At 52.4% G+C, this 18,924-nt stretch carries 21 protein-coding genes; 10 read left to right on the top strand and 11 right to left on the bottom strand.

Features of this window, described 5'->3' with window-relative positions:
• The first annotated feature begins 219 nt into the window (after positions 1-219).
• Together mqo and B880_RS0118075 are read left to right on the top strand one after the other, a co-directional pair.
• The gene (gene mqo, locus B880_RS0118080; protein WP_026042753.1) at positions 220-1,869 is read left to right on the top strand and encodes a malate dehydrogenase (quinone); all 1,650 of its coding nucleotides are present in this window, start codon (positions 220-222) and stop codon (positions 1,867-1,869) included.
• Between the two features lie 429 nt (positions 1,870-2,298).
• Entirely contained in the window at positions 2,299-2,634 is a 336-nt protein-coding gene (locus tag B880_RS0118075) for a zinc ribbon domain-containing protein YjdM (protein ID WP_017348863.1), read from the top strand.
• Positions 2,635-2,674: 40 nt separating this feature from the next.
• On the opposite strand, the gene B880_RS0118070 is transcribed toward B880_RS0118075, so the two are convergent.
• The gene (locus tag B880_RS0118070) at positions 2,675-3,538 is read right to left on the bottom strand and encodes a YicC/YloC family endoribonuclease (RefSeq protein ID WP_026042752.1); all 864 of its coding nucleotides are present in this window, start codon (positions 3,536-3,538) and stop codon (positions 2,675-2,677) included.
• Positions 3,539-3,700: 162 nt separating this feature from the next.
• Here B880_RS0118070 and B880_RS0118065 point away from each other — a divergent pair, with 162 nt between their 5' ends.
• Positions 3,701-4,141 (top strand): DUF3574 domain-containing protein, encoded by a 441-nt coding sequence (locus B880_RS0118065; RefSeq protein ID WP_026042751.1) that lies wholly within the window; start codon positions 3,701-3,703, stop codon positions 4,139-4,141.
• 34 nt (positions 4,142-4,175) lie between these two features.
• On the opposite strand, the gene B880_RS0118060 is transcribed toward B880_RS0118065, so the two are convergent.
• Positions 4,176-5,360 (bottom strand): NupC/NupG family nucleoside CNT transporter, encoded by a 1,185-nt coding sequence (locus B880_RS0118060; RefSeq protein WP_017348860.1) that lies wholly within the window; start codon positions 5,358-5,360, stop codon positions 4,176-4,178.
• A 146-nt stretch (positions 5,361-5,506) separates the two neighbouring features.
• Here B880_RS0118060 and rph point away from each other — a divergent pair, with 146 nt between their 5' ends.
• Both rph and pyrE read left to right on the top strand, forming a co-directional pair.
• The gene (gene rph / locus B880_RS0118055; protein ID WP_017348859.1) at positions 5,507-6,223 is read left to right on the top strand and encodes a ribonuclease PH; all 717 of its coding nucleotides are present in this window, start codon (positions 5,507-5,509) and stop codon (positions 6,221-6,223) included.
• 50 nt (positions 6,224-6,273) lie between these two features.
• Positions 6,274-6,915, top strand: coding sequence for an orotate phosphoribosyltransferase (gene pyrE / locus B880_RS0118050; RefSeq protein WP_017348858.1), 642 nt, complete (start codon positions 6,274-6,276; stop codon positions 6,913-6,915).
• Positions 6,916-6,945: 30 nt separating this feature from the next.
• Here pyrE and slmA read toward each other — a convergent pair whose 3' ends face one another.
• The 3 genes from slmA to coaBC form a co-directional block, all read right to left on the bottom strand.
• Entirely contained in the window at positions 6,946-7,542 is a 597-nt protein-coding gene (slmA, locus tag B880_RS0118045; RefSeq protein WP_017348857.1) for a nucleoid occlusion factor SlmA, read from the bottom strand.
• Positions 7,543-7,655: 113 nt separating this feature from the next.
• Positions 7,656-8,114, bottom strand: a complete 459-nt coding sequence (gene dut, locus B880_RS0118040) for a dUTP diphosphatase (protein ID WP_017348856.1) — start codon at positions 8,112-8,114, stop codon at positions 7,656-7,658.
• Positions 8,092-9,312 (bottom strand): bifunctional phosphopantothenoylcysteine decarboxylase/phosphopantothenate--cysteine ligase CoaBC, encoded by a 1,221-nt coding sequence (coaBC, locus tag B880_RS0118035; protein ID WP_017348855.1) that lies wholly within the window; start codon positions 9,310-9,312, stop codon positions 8,092-8,094. The genes dut and coaBC overlap by 23 nt, the downstream gene beginning before the upstream one ends.
• Positions 9,313-9,503: 191 nt before the next feature.
• On the opposite strand from coaBC, the gene radC reads away from it, so the two are divergent.
• The 4 genes from radC to mutM all read left to right on the top strand — a co-directional run bounded on the left by radC (position 9,504) and on the right by mutM (position 11,699).
• Entirely contained in the window at positions 9,504-10,151 is a 648-nt protein-coding gene (gene radC, locus B880_RS0118030; RefSeq protein WP_017348854.1) for a RadC family protein, read from the top strand.
• A gap of 248 nt (positions 10,152-10,399) precedes the next feature.
• Positions 10,400-10,636, top strand: coding sequence for a 50S ribosomal protein L28 (rpmB, locus tag B880_RS0118025; RefSeq protein WP_026042749.1), 237 nt, complete (start codon positions 10,400-10,402; stop codon positions 10,634-10,636).
• Positions 10,637-10,647: 11 nt separating this feature from the next.
• Entirely contained in the window at positions 10,648-10,815 is a 168-nt protein-coding gene (gene rpmG, locus B880_RS0118020) for a 50S ribosomal protein L33 (RefSeq protein ID WP_001051798.1), read from the top strand.
• 74 nt (positions 10,816-10,889) lie between these two features.
• A complete protein-coding gene (gene mutM, locus B880_RS0118015) occupies positions 10,890-11,699 on the top strand; it encodes a bifunctional DNA-formamidopyrimidine glycosylase/DNA-(apurinic or apyrimidinic site) lyase (protein ID WP_017348852.1) in 810 nt (269 codons plus the stop codon).
• Here the strand turns inward: mutM and coaD are convergent, their stop codons facing one another.
• The 5 genes from coaD to rfaQ all read right to left on the bottom strand — a co-directional run bounded on the left by coaD (position 11,700) and on the right by rfaQ (position 16,518).
• On the bottom strand, positions 11,700-12,185 hold the full coding sequence (gene coaD / locus B880_RS0118010) for a pantetheine-phosphate adenylyltransferase (protein WP_017348851.1): 486 nt from the start codon (positions 12,183-12,185) through the stop codon (positions 11,700-11,702).
• Entirely contained in the window at positions 12,182-12,958 is a 777-nt protein-coding gene (locus tag B880_RS0118005) for a glycosyltransferase family 2 protein (RefSeq protein WP_017348850.1), read from the bottom strand. Before B880_RS0118005 ends, coaD begins: the two co-directional genes overlap by 4 nt.
• Positions 12,958-14,232 (bottom strand): lipid IV(A) 3-deoxy-D-manno-octulosonic acid transferase, encoded by a 1,275-nt coding sequence (waaA, locus tag B880_RS0118000; protein ID WP_017348849.1) that lies wholly within the window; start codon positions 14,230-14,232, stop codon positions 12,958-12,960. Before waaA ends, B880_RS0118005 begins: the two co-directional genes overlap by 1 nt.
• An 80-nt stretch (positions 14,233-14,312) precedes the next feature.
• On the bottom strand, positions 14,313-15,449 hold the full coding sequence (locus B880_RS0117995) for a glycosyltransferase family 4 protein (RefSeq protein WP_017348848.1): 1,137 nt from the start codon (positions 15,447-15,449) through the stop codon (positions 14,313-14,315).
• Positions 15,442-16,518, bottom strand: a complete 1,077-nt coding sequence (gene rfaQ / locus B880_RS0117990; RefSeq protein WP_017348847.1) for a putative lipopolysaccharide heptosyltransferase III — start codon at positions 16,516-16,518, stop codon at positions 15,442-15,444. Before rfaQ ends, B880_RS0117995 begins: the two co-directional genes overlap by 8 nt.
• 207 nt (positions 16,519-16,725) lie before the next feature.
• Between rfaQ and B880_RS0117985 the strand changes: the two genes are divergently transcribed.
• Positions 16,726-17,745 carry a glycosyltransferase family 9 protein gene (locus B880_RS0117985; RefSeq protein WP_017348846.1) on the top strand — a complete coding sequence of 340 codons (1,020 nt, stop codon included), beginning with the start codon at positions 16,726-16,728 and terminating at the stop codon, positions 17,743-17,745.
• Between the two features lie 15 nt (positions 17,746-17,760).
• On the opposite strand, the gene B880_RS0117980 is transcribed toward B880_RS0117985, so the two are convergent.
• Entirely contained in the window at positions 17,761-18,861 is a 1,101-nt protein-coding gene (locus tag B880_RS0117980) for a glycosyltransferase (protein ID WP_017348845.1), read from the bottom strand.
• Between the last annotated feature and the right edge of the window lie 63 nt (positions 18,862-18,924).

The following is an 18,924-nucleotide window of genomic DNA, read 5'->3' as shown; positions in this document are numbered from 1 at the left end:
AGGTCTTACCTTCTGGATAAAAAGGCTAATAGTCTGAATTATGATCAGGATAGCTCTCAAGGTTAAAAAATGACCTGATGGCAGCCTGGCGAACAACGTGAAAAGACCGGAGATTAAGCAAGGTTATCATAACGCGGCAAAATTTTTTTTTAAATTTAAGCGATAAAAGGTTAAACTCTTTTTTCAATTATTAAGTTTTTGTATAAAAGTACCGCCAAAATGTTTAAATCAAAAAATTTCACGCCTGTCATTACTCTCTCGGCTTTGTTAGTTTGTTCAAGCAGTTACGCTAATACCACCCCGGAAAAAACCGATGTATTGCTGATCGGCGGCGGTATCATGAGTGCTTCTCTGGGAACCTGGCTGGAAACGCTGCAACCGCAGTGGAAGCAGCTGATGGTTGAGAAGCTGGATGGCGTAGCGCTGGAATCGTCCAATGGCTGGAACAATGCCGGAACTGGACACTCCGCTAACATGGAACTGAACTATACGCCTCAGCGTGCCGATGGTTCGATTGACGTCAGCAAAGCGCTGGAGATCAACGAAGCCTTTATGATTTCGCGCCAGTTCTGGACGGCTCAGGTCAAACAGGGCGTATTGCACGATCCACACTCATTCATTAACTCAACACCGCATATGAGCTTCGTCTGGGGCGATGCGAACGTTGATTATCTTGGTAAGCGTTATGCTGCACTGCAGCAGACCACGCTGTTCCAGGGCATGAAATTCTCTACCGATCACAAGCAAATTGAACAGTGGGCACCACTGATCATGGAAGGTCGCGATCCGCAGCAGAAGGTTGCCGCAACCTGGACTCCGGTTGGTACCGACGTAAACTACGGCGAAATTACGCGCCAGTTGATTGGTAGCCTGAAGAAGAATGATAACTTCAAGCTGGAAACTTCTGCTGAGGTCACTGATTTCAGCCGTAACGCTGATAACAGCTGGCACGTCACAATCAAAGATGTGAAAAGCGGTGAAGAGCACGCGGTAGATGCAAAATATGTGTTTATCGGTGCTGGCGGCGGCGCATTGAAGCTACTGCAAAAGACCGGTATTCCTGAAGGTGAAAACTACGCAGGTTTCCCTGTAGGTGGCTCATTCCTGGTGAGTGAAAACCCAGCCATTACCAGCCGTCATCTTGAGAAAGTTTACGGCCAGGCTTCTGTTGGTGCACCGCCGATGTCGGTTCCACACCTTGATGCCCGTTTCCTGGATGGTAAGCGTGTGGTGCTGTTTGGGCCATTTGCTACCTTCTCGACCAAATTCCTGAAACAGGGTTCATTCCTCGATCTGCTGAGCACCACAACCACCAAAAACCTGCTGCCAATGTCTCACGTTGGTATGGATAACTTTGACCTGGTGAAATACCTGATTGGTCAGGTGATGTTGAGTGATGACGATCGTTTCGCCGCGCTGAAAGAGTACTTCCCGAACGCGAAGAAAGAGGACTGGAAGCTGATTCAAGCCGGTCAACGCGTGCAGATCATCAAGAAAGATGCTGACAAAGGTGGCGTGCTGAAGTTGGGTACTGAGATCGTTACAGACCAGCAGAAAACCGTTGCTGCCCTGTTGGGTGCTTCACCTGGTGCTTCAACAGCAGCACCGATTGCTCTGAACGTAGTGAAGCAGCTGTTCCCGCAGGAGTTCAAATCAGCGGAATGGCAGGAAAAAATCCGCACCATCGTGCCAAGCTATGGCCAGGAGCTGAACGGCAATGTCGCACTGACACAGCAGGTCTGGGATGACACCGCAGCAACGCTGCAGTTGACCAAACCACCGGTGATTCAGATGCCAGCCGCTGCACCAGCGGAAGCAATGCCACAGGCAAAACCTGTTGAGCATAACGCTCACGATATGGCGCTGTAAGCTATTTCCCCCAGCTTCGGCTGGGGGTTCTCTAAAAAATAAGTCAGTGATCCTCGGTTTTAACGTTATTTCCCTTCTTGTCTTTTTATTATAAAAATCAATGCATACCCTCATAATAACCATTTTTTATTAAACGAGCGTGTTGCTGTTTTTTCTCTGTAAAGTAAAAGTAGTCAGGTTTATTTTAAGATAACTTGCTAATTTAACTCTGAATTTTAGATGGGATAAATATCTACATCCTCTATGTTATTAAAAGGTGCCTAACATTTCGCGAGCTAAGTATCCGCTGATTCAGGGGTATAATGTGGTGTGTGGATTTTTATTTAAATCATTTTTTACTGAGATCAAACGCTAAAGCTAATTCCTGCGTTATTATAATGGCTTGTGCCTAATCGGCTTTTATCCTTTTTGATTTGTTGAGATATCATGATGCAATGCCCTCCTTGCCCCCAGTGCCAGTCTGAATATACCTATGCCGATGGTAGCCTGTTTATCTGCCCCGAATGCGCCCATGAGTGGGATGACACAACGTCTGCTGAAGAGAGCGATGTGCTGATTGTCAAAGATGCCAACGGCAATCTGCTGGCGGATGGCGACAGCGTCACCGTCATCAAAGATCTCAAGGTGAAAGGTAGCTCGTCGATGCTGAAGATTGGCACCCGTGTAAAGGGCATCAGACTGGTAGAAGGCGACCACAATATTGATTGCCGCATCGATGGCTTTGGCCAAATGAAGCTGAAATCTGAATTCGTGAAAAAAGGTTAACAGCGAAACCTGTGCAGCGAGGCTGCACAGGTGGAAAGCGTTACTCGATATTCTGAATCTGCTCGCGCATCTGCTCAATCAGCACTTTCAGCTCAATCGCGGAAGCGGTGATATCCGCATTAATGGATTTTGACGCCAGCGTATTCGATTCGCGGTTAAACTCCTGCATCATAAAGTCGAGGCGGCGGCCTACGGCTTCTTTCTTCTTCAGGATGTTATAGGTCTCTTTTACGTGGGCATCGAGGCGATCCAGCTCTTCGGCAACGTCTACGCGCTGTGCCATTAATACCAGTTCCTGCTCCAGGCGGTTATTCTCTAACTGCACTTCCGCATCTTCCAGCTTAGCGACCAGGCGTTCACGCTGCCATTTCAGCACTTCTGGCATCTGTGCACGTACTTTTGCCACTTCTTCGCTCACGCCTGCGAGGCGCTGCTCAATCAGCGCTTTCAGGGCATTACCTTCGGTTTCACGTGCAATGATGAATTCATCTAACGCGACATCCAGTGCCTGTAGCAGTTGGGCGTTAATCGCATCCAAATCCTGGTCTTTTGCCGACATCACACCCGGCCAGCGCAGAATATCCAATGGGTTAATTGCGCCCTCGTCGCTCTGCATTTTTACCCAGTTGGCGGATTTCACCAGCTGTTTCGCCAGAGCTTCGTTGAGAATCAACTCGCCCTGTGCGCTTGGGTCAGCATCAAAGCGCAGGTTGCACTCGATTTTACCGCGCGTCAGGCGGTTGCGGATGCGCTCGCGGATCACCGGCTCAAGACTGCGGAACTGCTCTGGCAGGCGGATATAGGTTTCCAGATAGCGCTGGTTTACGGAACGAAGCTCCCAGGCTGCGCTGCCCCAGTCTCCTTTTGCTTCACGGCGTGCGTAAGCGGTCATACTGCGGATCATAAGCATTACTCGATGGCGGAATTTATTGCTGAAGTATAGCGGTCAGCGCGGCGGCATGACAGACCAAATCCTGAGCGTTAAATGCCTTTGAAATATTTCACCTTTTTTTACCGCGTTACTTATGATGAACAGGGAATTCTCACCTTAAAGGATCGCGTAATGATGATACGAAAATTCGCACTGGCTACTGGATTGGCAATGCTACTGGCTGCCTGCCAGGCCCCGGTGCCTTCGGTGGTTTCTGCTCCTGTCAGCAAGCCTGTTCCGGTGTGTGCGGGCGGCGATATCATGATGCAAACTACGTTGTGGTTTGGTTTAAATCGCCCTCATGGCGCAGCGATTACCGCCCAGGAGTGGCAGAGCTTCGTTGATAAAGATGTGACGCCACGCTTTAAAGAAGGGTTGTCTGTTTACGATGCAAAGGGACAATGGTTGGGCCAGGACGGGACAGTCGCACATGAAAACAGCAAAGCACTGATGCTGATTCATGGTTCAGATCGTACTAGCCAGGCCAGTATTGAAGCACTGCGTGAGATCTATAAGAAGCGATTTGCGCAGGAGTCAGTGATGCGCGTTGATGCGCCGGTGTGTGTGAGTTTTTAACGAAAAAACGGGAGGCCTGAGCCTCCCGCTTCCATTAAATGAACAGCCCGGCAAACGCGGCGGAGAGTAAACTCACCAGCGTAGAGCCATAAACCAGCTTCCAGCCATAACGGGAAACCACATTACCCTGGCGTTCATTCAGCCCTTTAATCGCACCCGCAACAATACCAATCGAGGCAAAGTTAGCGAACGAAACCAGGAACACAGAAAGGATACCCAGGCCACGCGGCGTCATCTCTGCTGCCACTTTTTTCAGATCGATCATCGCGACAAACTCATTGGCTACCAGCTTGGTTGCCATAATGCTGCCAGCCTGAAGCGCATCTGCCGCAGGAATGCCCACTAACCACGCCAGCGGATAGAACAGGTAGCCCAGCAACTGCTGGAAGCTGTGACCAAAAACAGCCGCGAAGATTTCATTCACAGCCGCGATTAGCGCAATAAAGCCGACCAGCATCGCCAGAATAATCATCGCAACCTTGAATCCCGCCAGAATATATTCACCTAACATCTCAAAGAAGCTCTGATCTTCGTGCAGCTTGTCGAGGGCAATATGCTCTTCGCTTTCCGGGCGTAGTGGATTAATGATTGAGAGAATAATGAACGTGCTGAACATGTTGAGCAGCAGCGCCGCAACCACATATTTCGGCTCGATCATCGACATATAAGCACCGACGATAGAGAGGGAAACCGTGGACATTGCCGTCGCGGCCATGGTGTACATTCGCGCGGAAGAGATATCACCAAGAATGCCTTTATAAGCGATGAAGTTCTCCGACTGACCGAGAATCAAGGTACTGACCGCATTAAAGGACTCCAGTTTGCCCATGCCATTAATTTTGGACAACAGCGTACCAAACAAGCGGATGAGCAGTGGCAGAATGCGCCAGTGTTGCAGAATACCAATCAGCGCCGAGATAAAGATAATCGGGCAAAGTACCCCGAGGAAAATAAAGGCCAGTCCCTGTTTACTCATATTGCCAAAGACAAAGTCACTGCCCTGGGCCGCGAAGCCTAATAGCGTTTCAAAAAATCCGCTGACAGAGGTGACCACGGCAAGGCCGCTGGCAGAGTGTAGGAAAAACCAGCCCAACAGGGCTTCAACGACCAGTAGTTGTACGATATAGCGTGGGCGAATCAGTTTACGGTCATGGCTGACCAGCAAGGCGAGGGCAAAGATCACCACCAACGCCAGCAGGAAATGCAGGAGTGCTGTCATCATTTTTCTTCATATTTGTGAGGAGTATGGCGCATTTAGCCACAGCCAGGGCGAAATTTCATCCGCCATTGTGCCGATGCAGGCAGGACAGTAGCCGGGTAAGTCCGTATAATGCGCATCCAGTCATTAGCAAGCCGGAGAATCCCATGCGTCCAGCAGGCCGAAGCGCGCAACAAGTGCGCCCTGTTACACTCACCCGTAATTACACTAAACACGCTGAAGGTTCAGTGTTGGTTGAGTTTGGTGAAACCAAAGTGCTGTGCACCGCCACCATTGAAGAGGGTGTGCCACGCTTCCTGAAAGGCAAAGGCCAGGGATGGATCACCGCAGAGTACGGCATGTTACCGCGCTCAACCCATAGCCGTATGGCGCGCGAAGCGGCCAAAGGTAAACAGGGTGGGCGTACGCTGGAAATCCAGCGCCTGATCGCACGCTCACTGCGTGCAGCTGTCGATTTACAAGCGCTGGGCGAATTTACCATCACGCTGGATTGTGACGTGATTCAGGCCGATGGTGGCACGCGTACCGCCTCAATTACCGGTGCTTGTGTGGCGCTGGCTGATGCCCTCAACAAACTGGTTGCCGATGGCAAGCTGAAATCCAGCCCGCTGAAAGGCATGGTTGCAGCGATCTCTGTTGGTATCGTGGGGGGTGAAGCGCTGTGTGACCTTGAGTATGTTGAAGATTCGACGGCTGAAACCGACATGAATGTCGTGATGACCGAAGATGGCCGCATGATTGAAGTACAGGGCACTGCGGAAGGCGAGCCGTTCAGTCATGACGAACTGTTAGCCCTGCTGGCATTGGCCCGTGGCGGTATTGAACAGCTCATCCAGGCGCAGAAAGCGGTACTGGAAAATTGATTTAACAGGCGACCAGAGAGTCGCCTTTTTTTTGTTTGAAGGAGTGAGAAATGAAAGCCTGGCAGCGTCAGTTTATTGAATTCGCCCTGAACAAAGGGGTGCTGAAGTTTGGTGAGTTCACCCTGAAATCAGGACGTATTAGTCCTTATTTCTTCAACGCAGGTTTGTTTAACAGTGGCCGCGATTTAGCGCTGTTAGGGCGTTTTTATGCGCAGGCGTTGGTAGACGGCGGCGTTGAGTTCGACCTGCTGTTTGGTCCGGCTTACAAAGGCATCCCAATTGCCACGACGACCGCAGTGGCGCTGGCTGACCATCATGACCGTGATGTGCCTTACTGCTTTAACCGTAAAGAAGCGAAAGATCATGGCGAAGGCGGTTTGTTAGTGGGTAGCCCATTGGCAGGCAAAGTCATGTTAGTGGATGACGTGATCACCGCAGGGACTGCGATCCGTGAATCGATGGAAATCATCAATACGCATAAAGCTAAACTGGCTGGCGTATTAATCTCGCTCGATCGTCAGGAGCGTGGACGTGGTGATATTTCAGCAATTCAGGAAGTGGAGCGGGATTATCAGTGTCAGGTGACGGCCATCATCACCCTGAACGATTTGATCGCCTACCTGGAAGAGAAGCCTGAAATGGCCGACCACCTGGCTCAGGTGCGTGCCTATCAGCAGCAGTACGGAATCTGATCGTCTGGCGGGCATTTGCCCGCCAGAGTATTACACCAGCTGCGCCACAATCAGTGGCCAGCGCACGTCAAAGTCCGCAGTAGGACGATAGCGGAATTCAGAGCGCACATAGCGCGACAGCAGCCCTTCGCACATTGCCAGCAACTGACTCGCCAGCAGTGTTTCGTCTGTCTGGAAGCCAACGCCTTCACGCATTTTTCGCTCACGCATCACCTGACGCAGTTGCGCTTCAATACGTTCGAACAGCTGATTGATACGCCCTTGTAGGCGATCTTGTTCAAACATCAGTGCATGGCCAGTCAGAATGCGTGTCAGCCCCGGATTACGCTCACCAAAGCCGAGAATGAGCTGAACCATCAGGCGTAGGCGTGAAAGTGTCTCTTTCTCATCGTTCAAAATCAGATTGATGCGGGTAATCAGACTGTCTTCGATAAACTCAATCAGACTGTCAAACATGCGTGTCTTGCTGGGGAAGTGGCGATAGAGTGCCGCTTCAGAAACACCGACATTTGCCGCCAGCTTTGCGGTAGTGATGCGCTGGCTACCATCGTCGGATTCCAGCATTTGTGCCAGAGCCTGCAAAATCTCTTCGCGACGGTTCCGTTTCGCAACTTTTTTTTCTGCCATGACCTAAAAGACCCCTGAAAGTAACCAAAACAGGCAACACTTACGCGTCTGCCACAAGCAAGGCGCTTATGGAGAGGATAAAAATGGCAGAGGCGTAAGTGGGAGTGCGAGCGTTACTGGCGACCAGAATGACCGAAGCCACCTTCACCGCGTACGCTGGCGTCAAAGTCTTGCACCAGGTTGAATTCCGCCTGCACGACAGGTACGAACACCAGCTGTGCCAGACGATCGCCCGGTTGCAGCGTAAAGCTTTCGCTGCCGCGATTCCAGACCGAAACCATCAGTTGGCCCTGGTAATCGGAGTCAATCAGGCCGACCAGGTTGCCCAGCACGATGCCATGTTTATGGCCCAGGCCGGAGCGTGGCAGGATAACTGCCGCCAGAGAAGGATCGGCAATATGGATAGCCAAGCCGGTTGGTACCAGCGTTGTCATGCCTGGTGTGATTTCCAGAGCTTCATCGAGACAGGCGCGTAAATCCAGGCCTGCTGAACCTGCTGTCGCATAAGAAGGCAGGGGGAACTCGGTGCCTACACGCGCATCCAGAATTTTAACGTCGATTTTTTTCATCATAACGGCTGACTATCTCGTCTAATAATTGTTGGCCAAGGAGTGTCTTATCGCAAAGCGGTAAGCGTTTATCTCCATCCTGCCAAAAAAGGTGAAGCGCATTGCGGTCACTGTTAAAACCTTGTCCGCTCTGTGAAACGTCATTGGCACAGATCAGATCCAGGTTCTTTCGTTGCCGTTTTTGCCGGGCGTATTCTTCCACATTCTGGGTTTCTGCCGCAAATCCAACCACAAAAGGCCGACCGGTCTTACGCGCCGCCACTTCTGCAACAATGTCTGGATTCTTAATTAACTGCAGCGTCAGAGTGTCTTCTCCGCCCTGTTTTTTCATCTTCTGCTCGGCAACAGCGGCGGCACGATAGTCTGCCACGGCTGCGCTGGCGATGAAAATATGTTGTTGTTCAATGCCGCTCATCACCGCAGCCTGCATCTCAAGGGCGCTGTTTACATCAACCCGCGCGACCTGTGGTGGCGTTGTCAGAGTAACCGGGCCGGCTACCAGCGTCACTTTTGCGCCGCGCTGTGCAGCCGCAGCCGCAATGGAAAAGCCCATCTTACCCGAACTGTGGTTAGTGATATAACGCACCGGGTCCAGCGCTTCCCGCGTTGGGCCGGCGGTGATCATAATGTTGAGATGTTGCAGATCTTTGACGGGGGATGCCCACTGCACCGCATGGTCAACAAGGGTGAGCGGGTCTGACATGCGGCCCGGCCCGACATCGCCACAAGCCTGGCTGCCGCTGTCTGGTCCCCAAATCATCACACCACGTGCGTCAAGCAGTTGCAGGTTATGTTGAGTGGCTGCCGCACGGTACATCTGCTGGTTCATAGCAGGAGCAATCGCTAATGGCGCGGCACTGGCCAGACAGGCGGTGGTTACCAAATCATTGGCCATTCCTGCGGCCAGCCGGGCAATTAAATCGGCAGTAGCGGGAGCGAGTAAAATCAGATCGGCCCATTTTGCCAGCTCGATGTGCCCCATAGCCGCTTCGGCCGCAGGGTCGAGCAGATCGTCCATGACGGGATAGCCCGATACGGCTTGCAGGCTCAGTGGGGTGATAAAAGCTTTGGCGGCTTCGGTCATCATGACCCGTACGTCCGCACCGCGATCGCGTAGACGGCGAACCAGTTCAGGGGTTTTATAAGCAGCAATGCCGCCGCTCACACCCAGCAGGATTTTTTTCCCGGCTAAACCCATCATGCTTGTGACCTCGTGAAATCGGGTGCTGTATCTGGCACAGCAGAATGGATGAACTTTACCACAAAACCCGATTTTCGCCTTTGCCACGCCCTGTGGTTTGCGAGCCGCTTCCAGAGTTTGTCACGCCAAACAGACAGTTCATCCGCTGCCAGGGCAGGATAGCGCTGGGTGAAACGAACAGGGAAGCAGTGATGGCACCACGAGAAAAACTACTGGAAATGGGCGCTGAACACCTGACAGATGTCGAGCTGTTAGCGATTTTCCTGCGTACCGGTGTGACCGGTCTGAATGTGATGGCGCTGGCACAGCAACTGCTGACGAAATTTGGGCCGCTCTATCATATCCTCAGCGCCAGCCGTCAGGAATTTGGTGAGATTAAAGGGGTGGGGAACGCGAAACTGGCACAGCTACACGCCATTGCCGAGCTGGCAAAACGCGTGTTAACCACCCAGATTGCGTGTGAAAACGTCATGGAAAATCCGCATGCGACGCGTTCTTACTTACAAAGCCTGTTGGCCAACCAGGAGCGTGAGGTTTTCATGGCGCTGTTTTTAGATAACCAGCATCGGGTGCTACAAGCACAGCAAATGTTTGCGGGTTCGATTAGCAGCGTTGAAGTGCATCCACGTGAAATTGTCAGAGAAGCGTTAAAGTTTAATGCGGCTGCTTTGATACTGGCGCACAATCATCCTTCGGGGAAATCCGAGCCAAGTAAGGCCGATCGTGAGGTGACCTGTCGCGTCCATGAAGCCTGCCAACTGCTTAATATTCGCCTGCTTGACCATTTAGTGATTGGTCGTGGTGAATATGTTTCTTTTGCTGAAAGAGGCTGGTTATGAGGGCCTGAGCCAGGAAAAATCGGTGTAAACGGCGGCTTTTTACGCGATCCATTGGGATCTTTATTTGTTCGGGACTTGAGCACTTACGCTGAGCGGCGTATACTACGCCACCTTTGAGAATCTCGGGTTTGGCGTTTGGGCCAGCTTAGCGGGTTCACATGGAACTCGCCTGGGCGGGCATTAGCCTGACGAGGCGGCCAAAACCTAATTTTTAAAGCTCGAGCTGATTTGATTTTTGGAGAATAGACATGTCACGAGTCTGCCAGGTAACTGGAAAGCGTCCGGTGACCGGTAACAACCGTTCCCACGCACTGAACGCGACGAAACGCCGTTTCCTGCCGAACCTGCACTCACACCGTTTTTGGGTTGAGAGCGAGAAGCGCTTCGTTACTCTGCGTGTATCTGCTAAAGGTATGCGTGTTATTGATAAGAAAGGCATTGATACGGTTCTGTCCGAAATCCGTGCCCGTGGTGAGAAGTACTAAGGAACTGAATCATGGCTAAAGGTATTCGTGAGAAGATCAAGCTCGTTTCCTCTGCTGGTACAGGTCACTTCTATACCACCACGAAGAACAAGCGTACTAAACCAGAGAAACTGGAACTGAAAAAGTTCGATCCGGTTGTACGCCAGCACGTGATCTACAAAGAAGCCAAAATTAAGTAATTTTGGTGTTCTGCTAAAAACCCGGCTTCGGCCGGGTTTTTTGTTTTTATCCAGTAATGCAGCCGGGAGATGAGATGCCAGAATTACCTGAAGTCGAAACCAGCCGTCGCGGTATTGAGCCGCATCTGGTAGGGGAAACTATCCTGCATGCCGTGGTACGTAATGGCCGCCTGCGTTGGCCTGTTTCGCAGGAAATTCATGCACTGAGCGACCAGCCGGTAATCAGCGTACAGCGCAGGGCTAAATACCTGCTGATTGAGCTGCCACATGGCTGGATAATCGTGCATCTTGGCATGTCTGGCAGCCTGCGCGTGCTGCCGCATGAACTTCCGGCAGAAAAGCATGATCACGTTGACCTGGTGATGAGCAACGGCAAGGTACTGCGCTATACCGACCCTCGTCGCTTTGGTGCGTGGTTGTGGAGCAATGACTTAGCCGGTAGCAGCGTATTGGCACATCTTGGCCCAGAGCCGTTAAGCGAAGCGTTCAATACGGATTATCTGTTTGAGAAATCTCGCGGCAAGCGCACGGTGGTAAAGCAGTGGCTTATGGATAACAAAATCGTGGTAGGGGTAGGGAATATCTATGCCAGCGAGTCACTGTTCACCGCTGGGATCGCGCCCGATCGACCCGCTTACAGTTTGAGCAAAGATGAAGTCGCTTTGCTGGTCAGTACCATTAAAGCCGTGCTGCTTCGCTCCATTGAGCAGGGGGGAACCACACTGCGCGATTTCCTGCAAAGCGATGGTAAGCCTGGGTATTTTGCTCAGGAGTTGCAGGTTTATGGTCGTGCGGGTGAGCCGTGCCGCGCCTGTGGTACACCGATTGTCAGCGGTAAGCACGGTCAGCGCAGCACATTCTGGTGCCCTAACTGCCAGCGATAATTACTGTTCAGCCAGTTTTTTTAGCAGGGCTTTATGTACCTCTTCCGGTAAGAAGGCGGCAACATCACCAGCATGGCGCGCCACCTCTTTGACCAATGAAGAGGAGATAAATGAAAAGCCCTGGGAAGGCATCAGGAACACACTTTCCAGGCTGGGCAGCAGGTGACGATTCATCTGCGCCAGTTGCAGCTCATACTCGAAGTCGGCGACCGCGCGTAGCCCTCTCACCAACACGTTTGCACCCTGCGCTTGAGCGAAGTTGGCCATCAGGTCAGAAAACCCTTTCACTTCAACGTTAGGCAGATGTGCCGTCGCCAGCTTAGCCAAAGCAACGCGTTCGTCCAAAGAGAACAGGGTTTTCTTGTGTGGGCTGGCCGCAACGGCAAGCAGGATGTGGTCAAACATCTTTGCGGAGCGGGTAACAATATCAACATGGCCACTGGTGATGGGATCAAAAGTGCCGGGGTATATCGCTTTTGTGCTCATACGCTGCCTTTTGCAGAAGGGCGATTCAGCGCCCACAGAGTGGAGTATTTGTTAAAGGTATACTGGGCATTGACCACGGCCAAAATCCAGCCTTGTTTACCATCGAGAAAACCAGCCCGCAAAATCAGCGTCTTGCAGAATGCCCCCAGCGTGTGGGTAAAAATACTGACGATCCCACAACGTTTGCCACGCTGATGCCGCTCCTGCGCCCATGCAGCGGCATAGTTAAGCTGTTTGCGCTGGAATGCGACCAGATCGCGACAGGTGAGATGCTGTAAATCCCCTTTCAGGGCGACCACAGGCGCACCCTGAGTTTCCAGTGACTCATGCACCAGATTGTCGTTATAACTCAGCTGGCGCGGGTAGAGGCGCATAACACGGTCAGGATACCAGCCGCTGTGACGCATAAAACGTCCCAGAAACAGATTACTACGACCAAGGCTGTACACGGTGTTACTGACAGGCGAACTCAGCACCTGTTCAATCGCCTGGCGCAGCGGCGGCGTTACGCGCTCGTCAGCATCGATCATCAAAATCATGTCATTGCTGGCGTAGCTTTGGGCCAGCTGACGCTGTTTACCAAAGCCCTGCCAGTGGGTCGATTGCCACACCAGAGCGCCAGCCTGCCGAGCGACCTCAACGGTATTATCCTCACTGCCAGAATCGAGCACGACGATTTCATCGGCCCAACTGACGGATGCCAGACAGTCTGGCAACAGGTCGGCTTCATTTTTGCTGATGATTACCACAGAAAGGCGCTGGCGTGAGGTCATTAATGTGCCCGAGGAGGAAGGTAAGGTTCGAGTAACTGTAGCAGACGATGCAGTGCGCCCTGGTTTTGATGCAGGACTTCTACCGCATGGCGGCCATAGTAGAGGCGATAGTCTTCATCTTGCAGCAGATTAGCCACTTCTTTTTCCAGTGAAGCCGCATCAGTGACGGTGATCAGACCCTGTGCCTGTTGCAGCTTGCTGCAAATATCTTTGAAGTTCCAGGTATGTGGTCCCATCAGCACGGGAATCGCATGTGCTGCTGGCTCCAGCGGATTATGACCACCGCGTTCGACCAGGCTACCACCGACAAAAGCCAGATCGGCAATCCCGTACAACAACATCAGTTCGCCCATGGTATCGCCAATAACAACCTGGGTCTCCAGCGCGGGAATTTGATTGCTGCTACGGCGGATGAAGCTAAAGCCCCGCTTTTGGGTCAGTTCTTCCACATCACGGAAGCGTTCAGGGTGACGCGGTACCAAAATCAACAGCAACTCGGGCCATTTTTGCAGAAGTTCACGGTGTGCCGCCAAAATAATGGCTTCTTCACCTTCATGCGTGCTGGTTGCGATCCAGACTGGACGGCGAGAAGCCCACTGGCGGCGTAGCGTAATTGCACGGGCAGCCAGTTCTGGCGTCACAGAAATATCGAATTTCAGGCTGCCAGTTACCGTCAATTGGGAACGTTTCAGGCCGAGTGAGAGAAAGCGCTCGCCATCTTCACCGTTTTGCGCGGCTATCAGCGTAATGGATTGCAGCAGCTGGCGCATAAATTTGCCCAGCTTGCGATAACCCCTGGCGGAACGTTCAGACAGACGCGCGTTGGCGATCACCAGCGGAATGTTGCGCTGATGCAGAATACGAATAATATTCGGCCACAGCTCGGTTTCCATAATGATGACCAGACAAGGATCGACATTATCAAGAAAGCGGTTGATCGAGCCGGGCAGATCATAAGGCAGGTAGACATGATGAACATCTTTGCCAAATGCAGACTGCGCGCGCTCTGAGCCGGTTGGCGTCATGGTGGTGACAGTGATCGGCATATCAGGGTAACGATGGCGTAAAGCGCGCACCAGCGGCACGGCCGCTAGTGTTTCACCAACAGAAACAGAGTGCAGCACAATGCCGCCGGGTTCTACTTTGCCGCTACAGTAGCCATAGCGTTCTGCCCAGCGTTTGCGATAGGCCGGTGCTTTACGTCCACGCAGCCACAGGCGAAGCCAGATGAACGGCTGAAGAAGGTAAAGCAGGGCGGTATAAATTATCGTCATAGATAGTGTTATGACTCACTGGTGTCAAAAAGCACGAATGGCGGCATGTTATCAGAAACCACTCAGCCGCTCATCCCACATTATCGCCTTTGCTCTAGCACTTGCTGATACAGCTCGGTCAGCGCATGGGCCAGCCTCTGAGGGCCAAAAGGTTCAATTCTACGTCGTGCCGCTTCACCCATCGCTGAGTTTTGCGAAAGTGCAGGTATCGCGTTAACTGCTTCAGTTAATGCACTGATATCTAAGGCATCACAGACGAAGCCTTCCTGACCAGCAACAATAAATTCAGCGCCACCACAACCGGTGCTGGTGATCACCGGCAGTCCACAAGCCATGGCTTCCAGCACCACATTCGGAAAAGGATCATACAGCGTGGGTAACAGCAGGCCATCTGCCGCGTGATAAAACGCGCGGACGTCTTGCTGTACGCCGACAAAACGCAGACGCTGCGCGCAACCAAGCTGTTGCGCCAACTGATGATAACGTTGTTGTTGCTTGTCCTGGCCGACGACGATCAAATAACGGTCACTTTTCGCTATCGCCTCAATAGCGGCTTTTAGCCCTTTGCGCTCAAAGCCGGAGCCAACATAAATGAAGACCGTGGCGTTCTGCGGAAGATTAAGCGTCTCGCGCGCCGCAAAGCGTGCTGCCTCGGTTGCTGGCTGAAAATGCTCGCCGTTAATCGCGTTGTGGATGACGTGAATGTTGTCTGGCTGAACCTGGTAGCAGCGGAGGATATCCTGCTTCACCATCTCTGAGTTGCAAATCACCGCTTTGAGCGCGGGTGAATGGAACATCTCTTCTTCCGCGCGCAGCACATAGCGATGATAGGGGCTAAGAGTGGCGCTCAGGCGCTGTAGTGGCGAGACAATGCGAGCGCGCTGTTCCAGCCAGACGCGATGGACGCCATCGCCCGCACGGAAAATATCACAGCCAGCAATGCGTTCATGGCTCTGTACGATGTCGAACTGTTGTTGTTCCCAGCAGGCGCGGGCCGCGCTGGCAAAGCCGCGCTCACGTGACACACGACCCCACTTCGCCGGATTGCAGATGTGCAGATGCCACGCCGGATTCGGTGTGCCCTGCCAGCTGCGGGTGATGATGTTGAGATCCAGCTGTTCGCTATCCAGTGCTTCTAAGGCCCGCGAGATAAAACGTTCCGCGCCGCCATCGGGGCGATACTTCTGCCGGACAATGGCCAGGCGTAGCTTACTCATCTAAAAAACTCCTTGCCGCAGCAACCACATCACTCACCGGAATGGCGGAAAGAAAACGCTGCTGGGTATTGGTATTGATTGAATCAGGGTCAGGCAGTGGGGCGTAATCGCCTGCCCAGAATACCTGATTATGTTGCCCCCAGGGGTGCCATAACTGCAGTTTTGACGGGCCAAACAGAGCAATGCAAGGTGTTTCCAGCGCCGCAGCCATGTGCATTGGGGCGGAATCAACGCCAATAAACAGACGGGCATGATCAATCAATGCTGCCAACTGACGAAGAGAGAGCTGGCCGGCCAGTGAGATCACCGTTTTGCTGTGGCACAGTGCAAGAATGTTGTCGATCATCGCGAGCTCTTTGCTATCCGGGCCTGCGGTGAGAATCACACGGTAGCCTTCGGCACTGAGCTGGTCGATAGTGGCTGCCACTTTGTCATCATCCCAGCATTTGAACTGCCAGCGTGAAGTGGGCTGCAAAACGATGAACGGTGACGTCACCTGCTGAGCAGCAAGCAGAGCTTCTGCTTTTTGCCAGTCGGCAGTGTGGTAGTGCATTGAGGCTCTTGCACCCTCTGCACTGATACCCAGCGGCGTTAATGCCGTCATGTTTTGTTCAACGGTGTGCAATTGCTCGTGATTATCCGTGGGAACCAGGACATTGTGACAACAGCGCCACAGAAAATTGTCGCGTTTGCGAAAAGCGAAACCGATACGCGTGCGCGCGCTACTGAACAAGGCGATCACAGCACTGCGCCATTGATCGGCGAGATTAATCACCAGATCATAATTGGCGTGGCGGATCTGCCCGATCAGGCGTGCTTCGTGGCGTAATTTCTGCCAGCCACCTTCCTGCTTCCATTTTCGATCCAGGACATGCAGCTGATTCACCGCCGGATGCGCATCAAGCATTGGGCTGGTTTCGGCGTACAGGAGAACGTCGATTTTTGCCTGCGGATAGCGTTGATGAAGGGCATTGATGACGGGGGTGGTAAGCAGCATGTCACCGTGATGGCGCAGCTTAATCAGCAGTATTTTCTGAGGCGTCAACGTGGTCAGGATCGGACTTGCCATACTTATAGGTTCCCGGAATTTTGTGACCCGATTGTAGGGTAAAGCCACCGGGTGTGAAAGACGACATTCTTGATTTCTGGTTCATGCAGAAATATCTGGCAAAATGAACAGGATACACATTGAATAATAATGGTTAGTTGTCGCGAACTTTTCTGAAATAGATGGTCAAAGTGGCCAGTGATAGCAGCTTTAACCTGTGAGCAAATAATGAAAAATATACTGGTTATTCGGCGAGACAATATTGGTGATATGGTCTGCACAACTCCACTGTTAGAGGGAATAAAGCGCACTTATCCGGATGCGAAGCTAACCCTGCTTGTGAACAAAGTGGCGCAGGATGTTGTTACACATAATCCGTGGGTAGATCGCCTGTTTGTGTATAAAAAAGCCAAGCATCGTGCGGCCCATGAAACCACCCTCGGCGTTTACTGGCAGCGCCTGAAAATTATGCTTACGCTGCGCCGCACCCGGTTTGATGCGACGATTCTTGCAAACCCAGTGCCGTGTAAATACAGCTTACGTCTGGCAAAAATGGCAGGTGCCAACAATATTATTGGCGCGGGTGAAGGTAACCCCGAACTGGCTCATGGCTTTGCGCGGAGTGATTTTCGTGGCCAGCATCAGGTTGAGCACACGTACAGCTATCTTTCTGCACTCACCACCACACCTCCACCGGTGCCTGACGTCAGCCTGTTTTTGTCACCTGAAGAGCGTGCAAACGCTGGATCTCGGGTGCAGCAGTTGCTGCCAGGCGCGGGGCGTATTTATGGCGTTCATATCAGCAGTCGCAGCGCTAAACGCCGTTGGCCACTGGAGCGCTATGCGGCTTTTATCCACCAGTTACTGGCTGATGAGCAGGCGCAGGTACTGATCTTCTGGTCACCACAAGGCACGCTGCATCCCGGCGATGTGGGCGATGACGCGCGAGCTGAATCTCTGTTGCAACAGGTCAATTCACCACGCGTTGCTCGTTATGCCACGGCTTCGGTACGTGAGTTGATTGCGGGCTTTGATCGCTGTGAGCAAATCCTGTGCAGTGACGGTGGGCAAATGCATCTGGCTGCTGGGCTGCACAAAAAGCAGGTGGTCTTTTTTGGCGACACCAATGCTGCGCTCTGGCACCCGTGGTCAGGGCAATATGAGATTCTGCAAACGGAATCAGGGGATTGTGTCGATGTCACCGGGGAGCAGGTTTGGCAGGCCTGGCAGAAATTACAGGCGCAGTAACGCGCCTGTATTCGCTTAACGTTGTGTCAGATCGACGTACTGTTTGCTGATAGTGACCACATCGTATTGATCTAATGCCGCCTCATTAATGGGCGGCAGATGCGCATACACTTCACGCATTTTTGCTGCCAGAGCATGTTCATCCAGCTCGGTGAGCATGTCGGACATCCCGGTTTTAAGCAGAATCTCTTCCGGCCCACCAGGGCAGCGGGTGCTGATCACGGGCGTGCCCAGCACCAACGACTCTACAATGACATTGCCGAAGCCTTCACTGTCGGAGCTCATTACCATTAAACGGGCATGTTTGATGTAGGGGAACGGGTTCTGCTGGAAGCCGAGAAAGAGCACGCGATCGGCGATGCCGAGCTCTTGTGCGAGTTGCTTAGCAAAGGCGACGCGCTCATCGGTTCCGGTCCCGAGTAGCACCAGCTTGCACGGCAAATCTGCCAGTGCAAAAGCGCGTAATAACCGATCTTGACGCTTCTGCGGGTGAATACGCGCGACGTTAATCAGATAATCACTGCCCGCTAACTCACAGGGCTCGCTGGCGCGCTGGCGCAGTATATTGAGGTCAAACGGGTTGTTGATTACGGCACTTTTGGCCGGCGCTACCTGCATCACCGTCAGCATATCGTCCAACACCGCTTGTGAAACCGCAGTCAGATTTTTGCCCTGATAGATTTGCGCCATTTTGCGCTTTTTCCACCAGTAATTCAGTCCGGTACGATGCCCAAGATAGGTTGAAGAGAGCACGCCATGAATGCAGTACCACAACTTCGCCTGATCAATGGATTTGCAACGTGCCACGATGCGGTCAGTTTTATGCAGATTCGAGACAATCAGGTCAAACTTACCGTTCTGGGCTTCGTCTGCACGCAGAACCTGATCCAGTTTTTGGGCACGACGAGACAGTTCTGTCAGCTTGCGCCAGGGGGCACGGCTAGGTTGGGTGATAACCCGGTAGTCAACACCTTCTGGCAACGTGTAGGCACAGACCTCATCCAGCGAATAAAGGCTGACGGCGTGGCCTAATTGCTGCATACATTCACTCAGCGTTAGCACTACCTTTTCTGCACCGCCGCCGGGCAGGCCGTCAATAATCATTAGAATGCGCATAGTACGTCCGGTCTGCTGGGTAAAGTGAAGCGCTCTTTATACCTCTTCAACCGATCCGGCGCT

The sequence above is a fragment of the Pantoea sp. A4 genome, from assembly GCF_000295955.2.
Taxonomy (GTDB): domain Bacteria; phylum Pseudomonadota; class Gammaproteobacteria; order Enterobacterales; family Enterobacteriaceae; genus Pantoea; species Pantoea multigeneris.
This window is presented reverse-complemented; position numbering and strand designations above follow the sequence as displayed.

What these genes read in the sequence shown, in the direction of transcription:
- mqo (WP_026042753.1), top strand. Translation starts at nt 220, where the DNA reads ATGTTTAAATCAAAAAATTTCACGCCTGTCATTACTCTCTCGGCTTTG.
- B880_RS0118075 (WP_017348863.1), top strand. Translation starts at nt 2,299, where the DNA reads ATGCAATGCCCTCCTTGCCCCCAGTGCCAGTCTGAATATACCTATGCC.
- B880_RS0118070 (WP_026042752.1), bottom strand. Translation starts at nt 3,538, where the DNA reads ATGATCCGCAGTATGACCGCTTACGCACGCCGTGAAGCAAAAGGAGAC.
- B880_RS0118065 (WP_026042751.1), top strand. Translation starts at nt 3,701, where the DNA reads ATGATACGAAAATTCGCACTGGCTACTGGATTGGCAATGCTACTGGCT.
- B880_RS0118060 (WP_017348860.1), bottom strand. Translation starts at nt 5,360, where the DNA reads ATGACAGCACTCCTGCATTTCCTGCTGGCGTTGGTGGTGATCTTTGCC.
- rph (WP_017348859.1), top strand. Translation starts at nt 5,507, where the DNA reads ATGCGTCCAGCAGGCCGAAGCGCGCAACAAGTGCGCCCTGTTACACTC.
- pyrE (WP_017348858.1), top strand. Translation starts at nt 6,274, where the DNA reads ATGAAAGCCTGGCAGCGTCAGTTTATTGAATTCGCCCTGAACAAAGGG.
- slmA (WP_017348857.1), bottom strand. Translation starts at nt 7,542, where the DNA reads ATGGCAGAAAAAAAAGTTGCGAAACGGAACCGTCGCGAAGAGATTTTG.
- dut (WP_017348856.1), bottom strand. Translation starts at nt 8,114, where the DNA reads ATGATGAAAAAAATCGACGTTAAAATTCTGGATGCGCGTGTAGGCACC.
- coaBC (WP_017348855.1), bottom strand. Translation starts at nt 9,312, where the DNA reads ATGATGGGTTTAGCCGGGAAAAAAATCCTGCTGGGTGTGAGCGGCGGC.
- radC (WP_017348854.1), top strand. Translation starts at nt 9,504, where the DNA reads ATGGCACCACGAGAAAAACTACTGGAAATGGGCGCTGAACACCTGACA.
- rpmB (WP_026042749.1), top strand. Translation starts at nt 10,400, where the DNA reads ATGTCACGAGTCTGCCAGGTAACTGGAAAGCGTCCGGTGACCGGTAAC.
- rpmG (WP_001051798.1), top strand. Translation starts at nt 10,648, where the DNA reads ATGGCTAAAGGTATTCGTGAGAAGATCAAGCTCGTTTCCTCTGCTGGT.
- mutM (WP_017348852.1), top strand. Translation starts at nt 10,890, where the DNA reads ATGCCAGAATTACCTGAAGTCGAAACCAGCCGTCGCGGTATTGAGCCG.
- coaD (WP_017348851.1), bottom strand. Translation starts at nt 12,185, where the DNA reads ATGAGCACAAAAGCGATATACCCCGGCACTTTTGATCCCATCACCAGT.
- B880_RS0118005 (WP_017348850.1), bottom strand. Translation starts at nt 12,958, where the DNA reads ATGACCTCACGCCAGCGCCTTTCTGTGGTAATCATCAGCAAAAATGAA.
- waaA (WP_017348849.1), bottom strand. Translation starts at nt 14,232, where the DNA reads ATGACGATAATTTATACCGCCCTGCTTTACCTTCTTCAGCCGTTCATC.
- B880_RS0117995 (WP_017348848.1), bottom strand. Translation starts at nt 15,449, where the DNA reads ATGAGTAAGCTACGCCTGGCCATTGTCCGGCAGAAGTATCGCCCCGAT.
- rfaQ (WP_017348847.1), bottom strand. Translation starts at nt 16,518, where the DNA reads ATGGCAAGTCCGATCCTGACCACGTTGACGCCTCAGAAAATACTGCTG.
- B880_RS0117985 (WP_017348846.1), top strand. Translation starts at nt 16,726, where the DNA reads ATGAAAAATATACTGGTTATTCGGCGAGACAATATTGGTGATATGGTC.
- B880_RS0117980 (WP_017348845.1), bottom strand. Translation starts at nt 18,861, where the DNA reads ATGCGCATTCTAATGATTATTGACGGCCTGCCCGGCGGCGGTGCAGAA.